This window comes from Flagellimonas baculiformis (assembly GCF_033441575.1).
In the GTDB taxonomy this organism is placed as follows: Bacteria; Bacteroidota; Bacteroidia; order Flavobacteriales; family Flavobacteriaceae; genus Flagellimonas; species Flagellimonas baculiformis.
In genome coordinates, this window is sequence record NZ_JAUZVW010000004.1 from 334402 (window position 1) to 350770 (window position 16369).

The 16369-nt window shown below is 46.4% G+C and carries 18 protein-coding genes; 16 read left to right on the forward strand and 2 right to left on the reverse strand.

Features of this window, described 5'->3' with window-relative positions; genetic code table 11:
• Window positions 1–33 precede the first annotated feature (33 nt).
• Window positions 34–435 (forward strand): group III truncated hemoglobin, encoded by a 402-nt coding sequence (locus SD450_RS08265; protein ID WP_318344109.1) that lies wholly within the window; start codon window positions 34–36, stop codon window positions 433–435.
• Window positions 436–446: 11 nt separating this feature from the next.
• Here SD450_RS08265 and gldA read toward each other — a convergent pair whose 3' ends face one another.
• Window positions 447–1340, reverse strand: a complete 894-nt coding sequence (gene gldA, locus SD450_RS08270) for a gliding motility-associated ABC transporter ATP-binding subunit GldA (protein ID WP_318344110.1) — start codon at window positions 1338–1340, stop codon at window positions 447–449.
• 376 nt (window positions 1341–1716) lie between these two features.
• On the opposite strand from gldA, the gene SD450_RS08275 reads away from it, so the two are divergent.
• The 5 genes from SD450_RS08275 to SD450_RS08295 all read left to right on the forward strand — a co-directional run bounded on the left by SD450_RS08275 (window position 1717) and on the right by SD450_RS08295 (window position 6503).
• Entirely contained in the window at window positions 1717–2547 is an 831-nt protein-coding gene (locus tag SD450_RS08275; protein WP_318344111.1) for a prephenate dehydratase, read from the forward strand.
• The gene (locus tag SD450_RS08280; RefSeq protein WP_318344112.1) at window positions 2544–3686 is read left to right on the forward strand and encodes a pyridoxal phosphate-dependent aminotransferase; all 1143 of its coding nucleotides are present in this window, start codon (window positions 2544–2546) and stop codon (window positions 3684–3686) included. The genes SD450_RS08275 and SD450_RS08280 overlap by 4 nt, the downstream gene beginning before the upstream one ends.
• A 1-nt stretch (window position 3687) precedes the next feature.
• Window positions 3688–4548 (forward strand): prephenate dehydrogenase, encoded by an 861-nt coding sequence (locus SD450_RS08285; RefSeq protein ID WP_318344113.1) that lies wholly within the window; start codon window positions 3688–3690, stop codon window positions 4546–4548.
• 8 nt (window positions 4549–4556) lie between these two features.
• Window positions 4557–5639, forward strand: a complete 1083-nt coding sequence (locus SD450_RS08290) for a bifunctional 3-deoxy-7-phosphoheptulonate synthase/chorismate mutase type II (protein ID WP_318344114.1) — start codon at window positions 4557–4559, stop codon at window positions 5637–5639.
• Window positions 5640–5828: 189 nt separating this feature from the next.
• Window positions 5829–6503, forward strand: coding sequence for a head GIN domain-containing protein (locus SD450_RS08295; protein ID WP_318344115.1), 675 nt, complete (start codon window positions 5829–5831; stop codon window positions 6501–6503).
• A gap of 67 nt (window positions 6504–6570) precedes the next feature.
• Here the strand turns inward: SD450_RS08295 and SD450_RS08300 are convergent, their stop codons facing one another.
• Complete coding sequence (locus SD450_RS08300; protein ID WP_318344116.1) at window positions 6571–7011, reverse strand: hypothetical protein; 441 nt, start codon at window positions 7009–7011, stop codon at window positions 6571–6573.
• A gap of 94 nt (window positions 7012–7105) precedes the next feature.
• On the opposite strand from SD450_RS08300, the gene rsgA reads away from it, so the two are divergent.
• From rsgA to SD450_RS08350, 10 genes are all read left to right on the forward strand, one after another.
• A complete protein-coding gene (gene rsgA, locus SD450_RS08305) occupies window positions 7106–8050 on the forward strand; it encodes a ribosome small subunit-dependent GTPase A (protein ID WP_318344117.1) in 945 nt (314 codons plus the stop codon).
• Between the two features lie 6 nt (window positions 8051–8056).
• Window positions 8057–8509, forward strand: coding sequence for a D-aminoacyl-tRNA deacylase (dtd, locus tag SD450_RS08310; RefSeq protein WP_318344118.1), 453 nt, complete (start codon window positions 8057–8059; stop codon window positions 8507–8509).
• Window positions 8509–8835: a nucleotide pyrophosphohydrolase gene (locus tag SD450_RS08315; RefSeq protein WP_318344119.1), complete on the forward strand. Its 327-nt coding sequence runs from the start codon at window positions 8509–8511 to the stop codon at window positions 8833–8835. Before dtd ends, SD450_RS08315 begins: the two co-directional genes overlap by 1 nt.
• A 69-nt stretch (window positions 8836–8904) precedes the next feature.
• Window positions 8905–10134, forward strand: coding sequence for a 3-phosphoshikimate 1-carboxyvinyltransferase (locus tag SD450_RS08320; RefSeq protein WP_318344120.1), 1230 nt, complete (start codon window positions 8905–8907; stop codon window positions 10132–10134).
• An 87-nt stretch (window positions 10135–10221) separates the two neighbouring features.
• Complete coding sequence (gene queA, locus SD450_RS08325; RefSeq protein ID WP_318344121.1) at window positions 10222–11271, forward strand: tRNA preQ1(34) S-adenosylmethionine ribosyltransferase-isomerase QueA; 1050 nt, start codon at window positions 10222–10224, stop codon at window positions 11269–11271.
• Window positions 11272–11347: 76 nt separating this feature from the next.
• Window positions 11348–12388: a 23S rRNA (adenine(2503)-C(2))-methyltransferase RlmN gene (gene rlmN / locus SD450_RS08330; protein ID WP_318344122.1), complete on the forward strand. Its 1041-nt coding sequence runs from the start codon at window positions 11348–11350 to the stop codon at window positions 12386–12388.
• Window positions 12389–12713: 325 nt separating this feature from the next.
• The gene (locus tag SD450_RS08335) at window positions 12714–13688 is read left to right on the forward strand and encodes a polyprenyl synthetase family protein (protein ID WP_318344123.1); all 975 of its coding nucleotides are present in this window, start codon (window positions 12714–12716) and stop codon (window positions 13686–13688) included.
• A 111-nt stretch (window positions 13689–13799) separates the two neighbouring features.
• Window positions 13800–14369, forward strand: coding sequence for an RNA polymerase sigma factor (locus tag SD450_RS08340; RefSeq protein WP_318344124.1), 570 nt, complete (start codon window positions 13800–13802; stop codon window positions 14367–14369).
• 10 nt (window positions 14370–14379) lie between these two features.
• Window positions 14380–15120, forward strand: a complete 741-nt coding sequence (locus SD450_RS08345) for a hypothetical protein (RefSeq protein WP_318344125.1) — start codon at window positions 14380–14382, stop codon at window positions 15118–15120.
• Between the two features lie 86 nt (window positions 15121–15206).
• Window positions 15207–16277, forward strand: a complete 1071-nt coding sequence (locus tag SD450_RS08350) for a coiled-coil domain-containing protein (RefSeq protein ID WP_318344126.1) — start codon at window positions 15207–15209, stop codon at window positions 16275–16277.
• The last annotated feature ends 92 nt before the right edge of the window (window positions 16278–16369 follow it).

Below are 16369 nucleotides of genomic sequence, written 5' to 3' on the forward strand. Positions count from 1 at the left end.
TTGCCAATGGAGCCACCCTGGGCAATTTTTGTTATGGAAAAACAGGATATAGCGAACAGAAAGGATATCTCAGTATTGGTGCACCGCTTTTATGAAAAAGTACGTGCTGATGCGGAAATTGGCCATTTTTTCAATGAAACGATCACCGACTGGCCGGAACACTTGGAAAAGTTGACCGATTTTTGGGAAATGAACCTGTTCTTCGTCCAAAAATACAAAGGGAACCCTATGCAGATCCATGCCGAGTTGGATAGGGATATGGACAGGACCATCGACAATTATCATTTTGGGATATGGCTCAGGCATTGGTTTGCAACCTTGGACACTCATTTTAGCGGTCCAAATACTGAAAAAGCGAAACAACGGGCCAGGAACATCAGTGTTCGGATGTTCATTGCGATATATGAACAGCGAAAGCGGGACGGGGTCCTTTAATATCCCAAAAATTATCGGGTAAGTTCGGTAAAAAGGCTCTCCAAGTTTCTGTTTTTCCGGCTCAACTGGAGTGTTTTCAATTGGTTGTCGTGGGCAAAATCGAAAACGGCAGATCGCATGTCGGTAGAGGTGCTGAACGCGATCTCATAGACAAAACCACCAGTGTTGGTCACTTTGGACACGTGGGGCAGCTGTTGAAGCAGTTGTTCCTCCACCCGGTAATCGAACTCCACTTCGATGATCTGTTCTTCCGCTTCGCGCAGCTCCTCCAATTTTTTGTCGGCTACCAATTGTCCTTTGTTGATGATGATGACCCTGTCACAGACAGCTTCCACTTCCTTCATGATGTGTGTGGACAAGAGAATGGTCTTCTCCTTTCCGATATCACGGATCATTTTTCGTATCTCGATCAATTGGTTGGGATCAAGTCCTGTGGTGGGCTCGTCCAAGATCAGTACTTCCGGATCGTGTAGCAGCGCGGCGGCCAGACCCACACGTTGGCGGTATCCTTTGGACAACTGGCCTATTTTTTTGTGGGCTTCGGGGGTGAGCCCGGTCTGCTCGATCACTTCCTCGATCTTTGATTTTGGAACCTTGTACACATCTGCATTGAAGGCCAAATATTCCTTTACGTACATCTCCAAATAAAGGGGATTGTGTTCGGGAAGATAGCCAATGCTTTTCTGAACGGCCCTTTCGGCAGTGAGGACATCGTGCCCGTTCACTTCGGCATCACCGCTGTCCGCTTTGTAGTAGGTGGTCAAAATCCGCATCATGGTCGACTTTCCTGCCCCATTGGGACCCAAAAAACCCACAATTTCCCCTTTTTTGATGGAGAAGGAAACATTGTTCAGGGCTTTTTGCTGACCAAAGGTCTTGGTGATGTTCTTTACGGTGATGGACATTCAATTGGGTTTGGAAACCAAAAATACACTTTTAGATGTTTCAATCCATTCCTTTGTTCGGCCTGAAATGTCGAAACTTCTGGCGAGGTGAAACTGCTTGGGAAAATGAATTCTCAAAAAAAGGTCGTTTTCTTGGGTACAATCTGCAACGAAATCGGCTTTTTCAAAAAAAATCAAAAAAAATTTGTGAATGATCGGCATTTTCGGATTGAATACCTAAATTAGCCGGGAATTTACATCGAAATGACAAACACGTATTTCTGGAACGGTTTCTATTTTTACTTCTTTTTTAAGAGAGGTACGGGACTGTTGTGAATGCGTTTAAAGTATAACCAATACATGAAGTCCCGATACAAATCGGGGCTTTTTTTTTGCCATGGGTTTAAAAATAGCCATACAGGGAATCAAGGGATCCAACCACCATCAGGTCGCAAAAGATTTTTTTGGGGACAATATCGAGTTGATAGAGTGTGCCTCGTTCGATGCAATAGTGGACCATTTGCTCATTGGTACGGCCGACAAGGGTATCATGGCCATTGAAAATTCCATTGCGGGCTCCATTATTCCCAATTACAATTTGGTGTACCACAATAACATTCATGTTATTGGCGAGCATTATCTAAGCATTCACCATAATCTGATGGTATTGAAGGGAAAATCTTTTGAGGATATCCAGGAAGTGCATTCACATCCCATGGCCCTGCTCCAATGTAAGGAGTTCTTCAGGGCCCACCCACAGATCAAATTGGTGGAAAGCTCCGATACGGCAGAGACCGCAAAAAGAATCAAGGATGAAAATTTAGGGCATATTGCGGCAATAGCCCCTAGAATGGCAGCCGAACTGTACGATCTGGAAATAATTGCGGACAATATCCAGACCATAATGAACAACTCCACAAGGTTCATCATCCTTAAGAAACAGAACAAGGTGCTGCCCAAAAAGGAAATCAACAAGGCTTCTTTAAGGTTCATTACGGACCATAAACGGGGGAGTTTGGCCACGGTATTGAACGTGATGAGCGATTGCAACATGAACCTGACCAAGATACAATCGCTCCCTGTGATAGAGACGCCGTGGAAATATGCCTTTTTTGTGGATGTGACCTTTGAAAAATATGAACACTTTGCCAAGGCCAAGTCCCTTTTGGAAATCATGTTGGAGGACTTTCGGGTACTTGGGGAATATAAAAACGCATTGTTGATATGATTACAGCGGACAGGCTACACAGTGTGCAAGAATACTACTTCTCCAAAAAGTTGCGGGAAGTACGGGGGTTGATGGATCAAGGAAGGCCCATCATCAACATGGGTATCGGAAGTCCCGACTTGGCGCCATCGCCAAAGGTCATGGAAACGTTGAGGGACTGCATTGCAGATGCTGGTGCCCACCAATATCAAAGCTATCAAGGGCTCCCAGAGCTCAGAAAGGCCATTGCTGATTTTTACCAACATAAATTTGGGGTTGCCGTTGATCCTTCCACCGAAATATTGCCCTTGATGGGCTCCAAGGAAGGTATCATGCACATCAGCATGGCATTCTTGAACGTGGGGGACGAAGTGTTGTTGCCCAATCCGGGCTACCCAACATATGCTTCTGTGACCAATTTGGTTGAAGCTGTTCCGGTGACCTATGACCTGAATTTGGAAAATGGCTGGTTCCCCGATCTAGAGGCACTGTCCCGAAAAGACCTTTCCAAAGTGAAATTGATGTGGGTCAGCTACCCGCACATGCCCACGGGGGCCACGGCAACGATGGAACAATTGGAATCTTTGGTGGATTTTGCCAAAGCGAACGATATTTTGTTGGTCAATGATAATCCGTACAGTTTTGTATTGTCCAGCAATCCGATGAGTATTTTGTCCATCGATGGAGCAAAGGAATGTACCTTGGAACTGAACAGTCTCAGCAAGACCTTCAACATGGCCGGGTGGCGAGTAGGGATGGTATTGGGCAGTGCGGAGCATATCAATGCCGTGCTGAAGGTGAAGAGCAATATGGATTCGGGTATGTTCTACGGCATTCAGAAAGGCGCGGTCGCCGCACTCCAAAGTGGCCCTGAATGGTTTGAGCAACTGGATACGGTGTACACCCAAAGAAGGGAACTGATGTTTGAATTGGCGGACAAATTGGGCTGTGAATACGACCGAAATGCTGTGGGCATGTTCGTGTGGTGCAAACTCCCTGAAGGATCACTTTCTTCCGAGGCATTCATCGACAAGGTTCTGTATGAAAAGGACATCTTCATTGCGCCGGGGACCATTTTTGGTAGCAATGGTAAAGGGTACATTCGATTTTCCCTCTGTGTGAAGGAAGAAAAAATCAAGGAAGCCATAGAAAGATTTTAGCATGGACGTAGTAGTAATAGGAATAGGATTGATTGGGGGATCGTTCGCGAAGGATGTGAAAAAAATGCATCCCCATGCCACTATCATTGGTGTGGACAAGAATGAGGCCCATTTGGAAGAGGCCATGTCACTTGGGATCATCGATGAGAAAGGAAGTTATGGTTCCTTGGGTGCTGCGGATATGGTGTATGTGAGCATTCCCGTCAATGTTCTGGTCACCGAACTGCCCAAGATTTTGGATGCGGTTGGGGACGAGACCGTGGTGATGGATGCCGGTTCCACCAAACGGTTGATCTGTGAAAGTGTGGAAGAACATCCCAAGCGTAGAAATTTTATGGCCTGTCATCCCATTGCGGGGACGGAGTTTTCAGGGCCATCGGCCGCCTTGGAGGGGTTGTACGACGGAAAGACCATGATCATATGTGAGGTGGAGAAAACAGCGTTCAAATTGCAGGAAAGAGCCTTGGCCATTTTTCAGGAAATGGGAATGCGGATAAGGTACATGAACCCCGAAGCGCACGACAAGCACATCGCCTATGTTTCGCATTTATCACACATCAGCTCATTTATGTTGGGAAAGACGGTTATTGAGAAAGAAAAAAATGAGCGTGATATTTTTGACATGGCGGGAAGTGGTTTTGAGAGCACGGTCCGATTGGCCAAAAGTTCGCCCGATATGTGGACACCCATATTTGAGCAGAACAAGGACAATGTGGTGGAGACCTTGGAGGAGTACATCCAAAACCTGACCACCTTCAAACAATTGATCATGGACAACGATTTTGAAAATGTCCATCTGGAAATGAGCAATACCAACAAAATAAAACAAATACTAAAAGGAATTCCACTTACAAAAAAATAGGAAGCATTATGGAAAACAATAAGGAAATGAGGAAATGGTTGGATGATATGAATCTGTCACATCCATTGGTAATAGCTGGGCCATGCAGTGCCGAGACGGAAGATCAGGTGCTGAAGATCGCACACGAACTGAAGGATACCGACGTGAGCTACTACCGTGCCGGAATCTGGAAACCCAGAACGCGCCCTGGAAATTTTGAGGGAGTGGGAGCCATCGGGTTGAAATGGTTGCAAAAGGTAAAGCAGGAAACCGGGCTGAAGACAGCTACCGAGGTGGCGAACAAGGCCCATGTGGACCTTGCATTGGAATACGATGTGGACCTGTTGTGGATCGGCGCACGATCTACCGTGAGCCCGTTCATCATCCAGGAAATTGCGGATGCCTTGGAAGGTACCGATAAGATTGTATTGGTGAAGAACCCCGTGAACCCTGACCTTTCTTTGTGGTTGGGAGCTGTGGAGCGTCTGCATACGGCCAATATCAAGAAATTGGGGGTGATCCACCGAGGATTTTCTACCTACGAGAAGACGAAGTACCGAAACATTCCCGAATGGCAGTTGGCCATCGAACTTCAAACGAAGTTCCCCGATTTGCCCATCATCAATGACCCGAGCCACATTACCGGAAGGCGAGACATGATCTTTGACGTATCCCAAACAGCTTTGGATCTGAACTTTGACGGGTTGATGATCGAGACCCACTGCGATCCCGATAACGCTTGGAGTGATGCGGCCCAGCAAGTGACCCCTAAACGATTGGTACAGATCATGAAGGACCTTCGCATCAGAAAGGAAACTGACGAAGAAGCAGAATACAACAGCAAATTGAGCAACCTTAGAGCGCAGATTGATGTGTTGGACAACCAATTGATCGACCTGCTCGGAAAACGCATGAAAGTTTCTGACGGCATCGGTGAGCTGAAAAAGCAAAAAAACGTTGCCGTGTTGCAGAGCAACCGTTGGAACGCCATTTTAGGCAACATGATCCTGGAAGGGGAGCAGCGGGGATTGAGCGAGGAATTCATCTTGAAGATGTTCAAGGCCATCCACCAAGAATCCATCAACCACCAAGAAAAGATCATCAACGCATAGACTGATTTTTTCTGGACCATTATAAAAACTATCTGTGGCTTGGCATTTTCCAAGATTGCAGATAGTTTTTTTGTTTGGAACTGTAACAATTGGAAATAGAGCTCATCTTTATGGGGTAAAAGCACTGTGTCACTGAACACTTTCAAATACAAAAACATTTATTTCCAATAACCTAAAAATTTTATACCGATGAGAAAACTATACACATGGGGTCTTCTAGTACTACCTTTATTGACCTTCGCCCAGCGGATCATAGACACAGAGGTAGGGGAGTTCAACGAGATCAAGGTCTTTGACCTGATTGAGGTAAACTTGATCCAATCCGATGAGAACAGGATCATGATCAAGGGCTGGAATGTGGACGATATCACTTGGACCAACAAGAAAGGTGTGTTGAAACTCCGCATGCAATTGGATAAAAAATTTCAGGGAGAGGATACCATGATCGAGGTCTACTATACCAACTTGGACGTCATCGATGGGAACGAAGGAGCGCAGATTACTTGTAACGAAATGGTACAGAAGAGCAAAATTGAACTAAGGGCCCAAGAAGGTGCCAAGATCCATATCGGGATGGATGTGGACTATGCCGATATCCGTGCGGTCACGGGGGGAATAGTGGAAGCCTCCGGTTTGGCCAAAAACCAGACTGTGGTGCTCAACACCGGCGGAATTTTCGATGGTCGCGATCTTAGGACCGCCAATACCGATGTGAAAATCTCGGCTGGCGGCGAAGCGGAGGTCTTTGCCTCGGAAGTGGTGGACATCAACGTTAGGGCAGGTGGTGATGTGAATGTGTACGGCAAGCCGAAAAAAGTGTACAAAAAAACTTTTGTGGGCGGAAGGGTCCACATAGTGAATTGATTACTGAACTGAAACAGAAAGCCCACCTTGGATATCCAAGGTGGGCTTTTTCTTTGGGAGCTTTCCCTTATTTTTTGAATATGTAACGGGTGATGAAGATACCTTGCCCATCGCCTTTTCCACCTTCACTTTCCACACCACTTACCACAAAGGCAAGTTCCCAACCGTTGGTGATCATGTCGTTGATCATGGAAGTGATCAGGGCATCGTTGGCAGCAATGTTCTGAAAACGGATACCGCCCAAGTTGTAGAAATTCAACAGTTTGGTTTCCTCAAAGTTCTTCACACGGATTTCACCCCTGTCGGCCTTGTTCCTTGTATTGTCCTCTTCGGTCTGCACGCTGGTGTATTCCTTGTAGTCCTTGTCCTCGAGGGAATTGATGATCCTAGATCGGCCAAGACCATTGGGAACAATGGACTCCACACTGGTGATCACCTTGTACTGTTGGGCGTTCGCACTGAACGCTGCAACTAGGGTCATCACTGCGATAAAAACGATTTTTTTCATAATAAATAGATTGTTGATTGTTAAAACTGTTGGCAAAGATATACGCACAAAAACAAGGATTGTCGTTTCTTTGTAATGAAAATATGAACAAATCGTGAACGGAACTGTTTATAAATCAACAGGAAGCTGGTACACCGTGAAGTCGGAAGATGGTGTCTTTTATGAGTGTAGGATAAAGGGAAAGTTCAGGACCCAGGGCATCAAAAGTACAAACCCGGTGGCCGTTGGCGATCATGTGGTCTTTGAGTTGGAAGAACATGGGGATGAATCGGTCGGGGTCATTTCTGAAATCCTGGAGCGGAAAAACTACATCATCCGGAAATCTGTAAAACTCTCCAAACAGACCCATATCATTGCTTCCAACCTGGATCAGGTGTTTTTGTTGGTGACGCTGAACAATCCGCCCACCTTTACCAGTTTTATAGATCGATTTTTGGTGACCGCCGAAGCTTATGACATCCCCGTTGTGCTCCTGTTCAACAAAATGGATACCTATAACGAGGATGAAAAGGCAGAGGTGGCCTATTTGATGGACCTGTACACCCAAATCGGGTACCAATGCATACCAATAGCTGCCAAAGACGGAAAAAACGTGGATAAGGTGAAACAACTGATGAAGGACAGGACCAGTATGTTCTCAGGACATTCCGGAGTGGGCAAATCCACTTTGGTGAACGCTCTGGAAAAGGGACTGCACCTGAAGACGGCCGAAATTTCCGAACAGCACCTGCAAGGACAGCATACCACCACTTTTGCCGAGATGTACGACCTCTCCTTTGGAGCCCAGATCATAGACACCCCGGGAATCAAAGGATTTGGTATCGTGGACATGGAACAGGATGAGATAGGGGATTATTTTCCCGAGTTCTTCCAATTGAAATCCCAATGCAAATTCAACAATTGCCTGCATCTGGACGAACCCAAATGTGCCGTGAAGGAAGCCCTGGAAAAAGATGAGGTGGCATGGAGCAGATACCGTAGTTATGTGCAGATGCTGACAGGTGAGGAAGAAAACTATAGAACGGACAATTACAGATAAAAGCAGATGAGGGCAGTGATCCAAAGAGTTTCAAGGGCAAGTGTGACTGTGGATGGACAGGTGGTTTCCGCCATTGGTCAGGGTTTGTTGGTATTGTTGGGCATCGAGGACGCCGATGGTAAGGAGGATACGGAATGGCTGTCCCAAAAGATCACCAATCTTCGCATATTCAATGATGAACATGGAGTGATGAACCGTTCCGTCCTTGACGTGGGTGGGGATATCATCGTGGTAAGCCAATTTACCCTGCATGCCCAGACCAAAAAAGGCAATAGACCATCCTACATCAAGGCTTCAAAACCCGATGTGGCCATCCCCATTTACGAGGCATTTGTCCAAAAGATGGAACAGGATCTGGGCAAAAAGATCGGGACCGGAATATTTGGTGCGGATATGAAAGTGGAACTCTTGAACGATGGCCCTGTGACCATTACAATGGATACCAAAAACAAAGAATAATGGACATAGCAAATGCACAAAAAGCGGTTGATGAATGGATCCAAGACCATGGGGTCCGTTACTTCAACGAACTGACCAATATGGCGCAGCTTACAGAGGAAGTGGGAGAGGTGGCCCGGATCATTGCCCGCAGGTACGGCGAACAAAGCGAAAAGGAATCGGACAAGGCCAAGGACCTGGGAGAGGAACTGGCCGATGTGGTCTTTGTGGTACTTTGCTTGGCCAACCAAACCGGAATCGATCTTCAAAAGGCCTTTGACAAAAAACTGGACCTGAAGACCAAACGCGACCACGACCGTCATCAAAATAACAAAAAGCTCAAATAAAGTTGTGTCCCAAAGGGAACATTAGGGCTGTTTTTTCTAGTTTTGAAGTTTGAATCAAACCATAGAACATTGAGACTCCAGCTTTCTGCACCCTCCACAAAAAACATCCAAAAAACAATACAGGTCACGGGCTCCAAAAGCGAGACCAACCGCTCTTTGCTGCTACGGGCACTTTTTCCCAATATCAGCATAGAGAACCTTTCCATTTCGGATGATGGTGAGGTCATGCAAAAGGGACTCCAGATTTCTTCCGGAGAGGTGGATATCCACCATGCCGGTACGGCCATGCGGTTCCTGACGGCCTATTTTGCCTCACAACCCAACAAGGAAGTGGTGCTCACAGGATCTCAACGCATGCATGAACGACCCATCCAAGTCTTGGTGGAAGCCCTGCAGTCCCTGGGTGCGGACATCCAATACGTCAAGCAAGAGGGCTATCCGCCATTGAAGATTTCGGGAAAAAAATTGACCAAGTCCCAAGTGTCCCTTCCAGCGAACATCAGCAGCCAATATATTTCGGCACTTTTGCTGATCGCCCCAAGTTTGGAGAACGGACTGGAACTGGAGTTGGTGGGCAAGGTAACTTCCGTGCCCTATATCAAAATGACCTTGGGCCTATTGGAACAGATTGGGGTCGATTTCATTTTTGAAGGGAACAAAATCAAGGTGGATCCCAAGAACAAGGTAATGGACACGAAGTTGGTCGTGGAATCGGATTGGAGCTCTGCCAGTTACTTTTATAGTATTGCCGCCCTATGTGAGGTGGGGACCAAGATCAAGTTGTCTTCCTACAAACAAAATTCCCTGCAAGGCGATAGTGTGTTGAGCAAGATCTACAAGGATTTTGGCGTTGTCACCACTTTTTCGAACAATCAGATCACCTTGGAAAAAACCGAAGAGAGCGGACAGGAAAATGTCTCTTACGACCTTTCCAATGCTCCCGACATTGCGCAGACCATTGCAGTGACCTGTTTGGGATTGGGTATGGGCTGTCATCTCACAGGACTTCACACGCTTCCCATCAAGGAAACCGACCGTTTGGCCGCACTGCAGACCGAAATGTCCAAATTTGGCGCAAAAGTGACCATCGATAGCGAGAGCCTTACCCTGCAACCCATTACCAATATCAAATCGGGCGTGGATGTGGACACCTACAATGACCACCGGATGGCGATGGCCTTTGGCCCACTTGCCCTGAAGACCGATTTGATCGTCAACGATGCAGGAGTGGTCTCCAAATCCTATCCCGACTTTTGGAAGGATCTCAAGACCCTCGGATTTGGCGTGTCCGAAATGTAACCGACATTTAATCATCAAATTACTTGACATCCGCTATCACGAGGTCGTATATTTGCCCCTCTTTAAAAAAATCCAAAAAAAGTCTAGATGAAATTATCCAACTTCAATTTTGAATTGCCCAAGGAACTATTGGCCGAATACCCCGCTGAAAACAGGGATGAATCCAAACTGATGGTAATTCATAGGGATTCTGGAAAAATCGAACATAGAATGTTCAAGGACCTTATCGAATATTTTGATGAAGGTGATGTGATGGTCCTGAACAACACCAAGGTATTCCCTGCAAGACTGTTTGGAAACAAGGAAAAAACTGGGGCCCGTATCGAAGTGTTCTTGCTCCGGGAACTGAACCAAGAACAGCGCCTTTGGGACGTTTTGGTGGACCCGGCCAGAAAGATAAGGATTGGGAACAAGCTCTATTTTGGGGACGATGAAAGTCTAGTGGCCGAAGTGATCGACAACACCACATCCAGAGGAAGGACCCTTCGTTTCCTTTACGACGGTTCCTATACCGATTTTAGGAGAAAATTGAGGGAATTGGGGGAAACACCACTTCCCAAATACATCAAAAGGAATGTGGAGCCCGAAGATGAGGAGCGCTATCAGACCATTTATGCAAAGCATGAAGGCGCAGTGGCGGCACCGACTGCGGGACTACACTTTTCAAAACACTTGCTGAAACGCTTGGAGATCAAAGGCATCGATTTTGCCGAAGTCACCTTGCATGTGGGCTTGGGAACCTTTAACCCTGTTGAGGTAGAGGATCTTTCCAAGCACAAAATGGACAGTGAGGAGCTGGTCATCGATGAAAAGGCTACAGAAATTGTGAACAGGGCCAAGGCCAAGAAAAGACGTATCTGTGCCGTGGGGACCACCGTGATGAGAGGACTTGAAAGTGCCGTTTCCTCAGAACAGACCCTGAACACCTACGAAGGATGGACCAACAAGTTCATCTTCCCTCCATACGATTTCAGCATTGCCAATTGCATGGTCACCAATTTCCATTTGCCAAAATCAACCCTGTTGATGATGGTATCTGCATTTGCAGGTCATGACCTTATCAAAAAAGCCTACAAACAGGCCATTTTGGAAGGATATCGCTTCTACTCCTACGGGGATGCGATGTTGATCCTATAATTGAGTATACGAACAAACCATAGAATCCCGTTCGGTTCCACGACCAACGGGATTTTTTCTTGATTATCTTTATCCTGTGGAAACCAAAAAGAAGGACATACGAGCATTGACCAAGGAACAGCTTCGGCAGTTCTTTGTGGAGCATGGGGACAAGGCCTTTCGGGGCAACCAAGTCTATGAATGGCTTTGGCAGAAATCGGCCCATACCTTTGATGCCATGACCAATGTTTCCAAGGAAACCCGACAAATGTTGGAAGATAACTTCGTGATCAACCACATACGGGTGGACCAAATGCAGCGCAGCTCCGATGGCACCATCAAAAATGCGGTACGCCTGCACGATGGACTTGTGGTCGAATCCGTTCTCATCCCGACCGAGACCCGGACCACCGCCTGTGTTTCCAGTCAGGTAGGTTGCAGTTTGGATTGTAGGTTCTGTGCCACCGCCCGCATGAAACGGATGCGTAACCTGAACCCCGATGAGATCTATGATCAGGTGGTGGCCATAGACAACGAAAGCAGGCTCTATTTTGACCGTCCCCTGAGCAATATTGTGTTCATGGGCATGGGCGAACCCCTGATGAACTACAACAACGTGCTCAAGGCCATAGAAATGATCACCTCGCCCGAAGGATTGGGCATGTCCCCAAGACGGATCACCGTATCCACTTCAGGGGTGCCCAAGATGATCAAGAAAATGGCCGACGAAGAAGTCAAGTTCCGATTGGCGGTATCCCTTCATTCCGCTATCGATGAGGTGCGTACCTCCATCATGCCCTTCAATGCCACCTTCCCCTTGAAAGACCTTCGGGAGGCATTGGAATATTGGTATAGCAAGACAAAAAATAGAATCACGTACGAATATGTGGTCTGGAAAGGCATAAACGATACCAGGGAGGCAGCCGACGCACTGGTCAGGTTTTGCAAGTTTGCCCCATCCAAGGTCAATCTGATCGAGTACAACCCCATAGACGATGGCGAGTTCCAACAAGCCTCCATGGATGCTGTGGAAATGTACCAAAACATTCTGGAGAGCAATGGCATTACCGTTACCGTCCGCAGATCCAGAGGGAAGGATATCGACGCCGCATGTGGGCAGTTGGCCAATAAAAGTTAGGTTTAGGAGTCAGGAGTCAGGAGTCAGGAGTCGGGAGTCAGGAGTCGGGAGTCGGCAAGTACCAATTCTCAAATCCCAAATCCCAAATTCCAATAACACAATAACCAAGTAACAAAATAATTTGTTCTTTCCCTTAACCCTTAACCCTTAACCCTTAACCCTTAACCCTTAACCCTTAACCCTTAACCCTTAACCCTTAACCCTGGAAACCCCCTCAAATCATCGATAGTTTCACCCATCGGGCTTAAATCTTTCCGCATCTTTATACCAACTCTTTCATTTTCCCTACTTTTAAGGCTTCAAAATCAAACGCACCAAACCGTTGTTGAAAATAGTATCTCAGATCAGGGAACCCATAGAGGATGAAATGGAACTTTTTGAGGAAAAATTCCTCAAGTCCATGTCGTCCAAGGTGGCATTGTTCAATAGGATCACCTACTATATTGTCAACAGAAAAGGCAAGCAGATGCGGCCCATGTTCGTTTTTCTTACCGCCAAATTGTTGAACGGTGAGGTGAACGAAAGGACCTATACCGGAGCTTCCATCATCGAACTGATCCACACGGCCAGCTTAGTCCATGACGATGTGGTGGACGACAGCAACAAACGAAGGGGATTTTTCTCCATCAATGCACTTTGGAAGAACAAAATTGCCGTTTTGGTGGGCGATTTCCTTTTTTCGAAAGGCCTATTGGTCTCTTTGGAAAGCAAGGACTACGATCTGCTCCATATCATTTCCAATGCCGTTCGGGACATGAGCGAAGGGGAATTGCTGCAGATTGAAAAGGCACGTCTCCTCGATATCACCGAAGAGGTCTATTACGATATCATCCGTCAAAAAACAGCGACCCTCATTGCGGCCTGTTGCAGCATGGGAGCCTGTTCCGTCCGGCCCGATTCCGAAGAGGTGGAGACCTTTAGAAAGTTCGGGGAACTCTGCGGTATGGCCTTCCAGATAAAGGATGACCTTTTTGACTATGGTGCCGAACAGATTGGAAAACCTACGGGCATCGACATTAAAGAACAGAAGATGACCCTTCCCTTGATCTATGCTTTGAACCAGAGCGACAAGGAGAAGAAGAAATGGTTGATCAATTCCATCAAAAACCACAACAAGAACAAGAAAAGGGTAAAGGAGGTCATCGCCTATGTAAAGGAAATGGGCGGATTGGAATATGCCGTGGACAAAATGCTGGAATTTAAGGACGAGGCCCTGGCCATCTTGGACAATTACCCCGATTCTGAATACAAAAGTGCCCTCACGCTTATGGTCAACTATGTGGTTGACCGAAAAAAATAAAATTGTAAATAACTGATTTTCAATTTTGAATGAAAAAATTTATTTTTTCAGGCAACTCCTATTGAACATTATCCGTCTATCTAAATAGAACCACTTTTTGAAACCAAACTTTTGAAGATCATTTCGCTATATAACAATGAAGGCCAATTGATAAAAAAGGCCGTGAAGGGCGACCAACAGGCCCAAAAGGTGCTGTATGGGAAGTATGCGCCAAAAATGTTGGGCGTGTGCAGACAGTACATCAAGGACCAGCATTTAGCGGAGGACGTCATGATCAATGGTTTCATCAAGGTGTTCAAAAGTCTGGACACATTTGCGCACAAGGGAAGCTTTGAAGGGTGGATCAGGACCATCATGGTGAGGGAGAGCATTTCCCATTTGCGGAAAAAACAGTTCGTGGTCTATGACGATGAAGTGTTTGATGCCCAGCCCAAAGAAACTGTGAGCGGTGATGGATTGTTGGATGTGGAATACGTACAGCAGCTCATCGATTCGCTTCCCGAGGGGTACAAAACCGTTTTTTTGCTCCATGCCATCGAAGGTTATGGCCACCAAGAGATAGCCGAAATGTTGGAAATCTCCGAAGGAACCTCCAAATCGCAGCTGTTCAAGGCGAGGAAGATGCTTCAGGAAAATTTGACTTTAAAAGGAATGTCGCCCAAAACAAGGTTGGGCAAGTAAAGCATAGGATATGGATAAATTGGAAAAGCATATCAAGGAAAAACTGGAGGAGCGCACCATAACTCCTTCACCCGGGGCTTGGGACAAAATTGCGTCGCAATTGGATGTCGCACCCAAGAAGAAAGGCCGTAAATGGCAACTGTATGCCATGGCCGCAAGTTTTGTGGGCATTTTGTTGTTGTCCCTATTGTTTGTGGACAAAGGGGAAAGCATCCCGGAAATCCAAGTCGTGGAAGAAAAAGTGGATCAAATCGATACGGAAAAGGAAAACGTAACCCAATCCCCGCAACAAGACCTTACCAAAACACTTCTGGTACAAGAGGAGACCAAGGTGGCCAACAGCGATTTGGAACCGATGACCAAAGAAAACCCAAAGGGTTTTGCAGACGAGCTTCCCATTTCGCAACCGGTTTTGACCCAAGAGGAAACAAAACAAGAGGTACAGGACAAGTTCATCAAAGAGTCGGATGCATTGATCACCCAAAAAGTGGAGGAAGTGATCGCCCAGGTGCAGCATATGGAAGGCTTGAACAAAGGGGTCTCGGATGCTGAGGTGGACTCTTTGCTCCGACAGGCCCAAAAACAGATCATGGCCGACAGATTGTTCCCTAAAAATGGATCAGTGGATGCCATGAGCTTGCTCGCCGAGGTGGAGGACGAACTGGATGAGTCGTTTAGGGACCAAATATTCGATGCACTCAAGGAAGGATATTTCAAACTGCGGACTGCCGTGGCCGACCGAAACAATTAAAATTTTATTCATCAATCAAAACACCTTTCTCTTCCTGCCCAAACAACTTGGGCAGGGACAAGGAAGGCTATAATCCAGAATCAATCATGAAAACAATTACATTTTATTTAGCGACACTGGTATTTCTGCTCGTTTCTCACCAAATCTTGGGACAGGAAGACTATGAAAAGGAAATCAAGACCCTTAAAATTGAAAGGGAGCGTATCGTGGAACAGGAAAAAGAAGCGCTCAAAGTAGAGGTCAAGGACATCAATAGGCGTTTGGAAAAGGGCGATATTTCTGAAGCCGAAGCAAAAATCTTAAAGGAAGAAGTGGCCAAGCGCAGGGCCCTCAATATTGAAAACAGGGTTGCCATTGTGGACAACAAGATTTCCCTTTTGGAGCGTAACGAAGGCCAAGTGCTTACCCTGTCCGAACTGGATACCTTGGATAACGACCGGACGCACATCGGTATCATGATCGATGGAAAACCAGCAATCTGGTTCAATTCAAACAGATGGAAAAAGGACATCAAATACGACAGACGGACCTATTCTGACTTTGTCATGGCCATTGGTCTCAACAATGCCCTGATAGAGGGTCAGTCGTTGGACGATTCCCCGTACAAAATCGGTGGGAGCCGATTTTTTGAAATGGGTTGGCAGTGGCGCACCCGGGTTTTTGAAAATTCGAACTGGCTGCGGCTCAACTATGGGTTTTCATTCCAGTTCAACGGCCTCAAACCAAAGGACAACCAGATTTTTGTCAGGAATGGCGATCAGACCGTTTTGGAGGAGTTCGAATACGACTTGGACAAATCCAAACTGCGAATGGATAATTTGGTCTTCCCGGTACATTTTGAATTTGGTCCTTCCCGGTTTCGAAAAACGGAACGCACCATCCGATATTCCATCCGGGATCAGTTCAGGGTCGGTTTGGGAGGATATGGTGGTTTCAATTTGGGGACCCGTCAAAAACTGAAGTACAGTAGGGATGGGGAAGATGTCAAGGACAAGCTCAAGAGGGACTACAATACCAGCGACCTGATCTATGGAGTGAGTGGTTATATGGGTTTTGATGGGGTGCTGCTATACGTCAAGTACGATTTGAATCCCATTTTCACGGATGCTGACATCAAACAAAACAATATTTCCTTGGGCCTTCGGTTCGATATATGACCGAAATAATGTTGAATGTAAAGGTCTAAAAATTGTCATTTTGAGCTGTCACCCTGAGCGCAGTCGAAGGGCCAGTCGAAAAATCTCGTTCA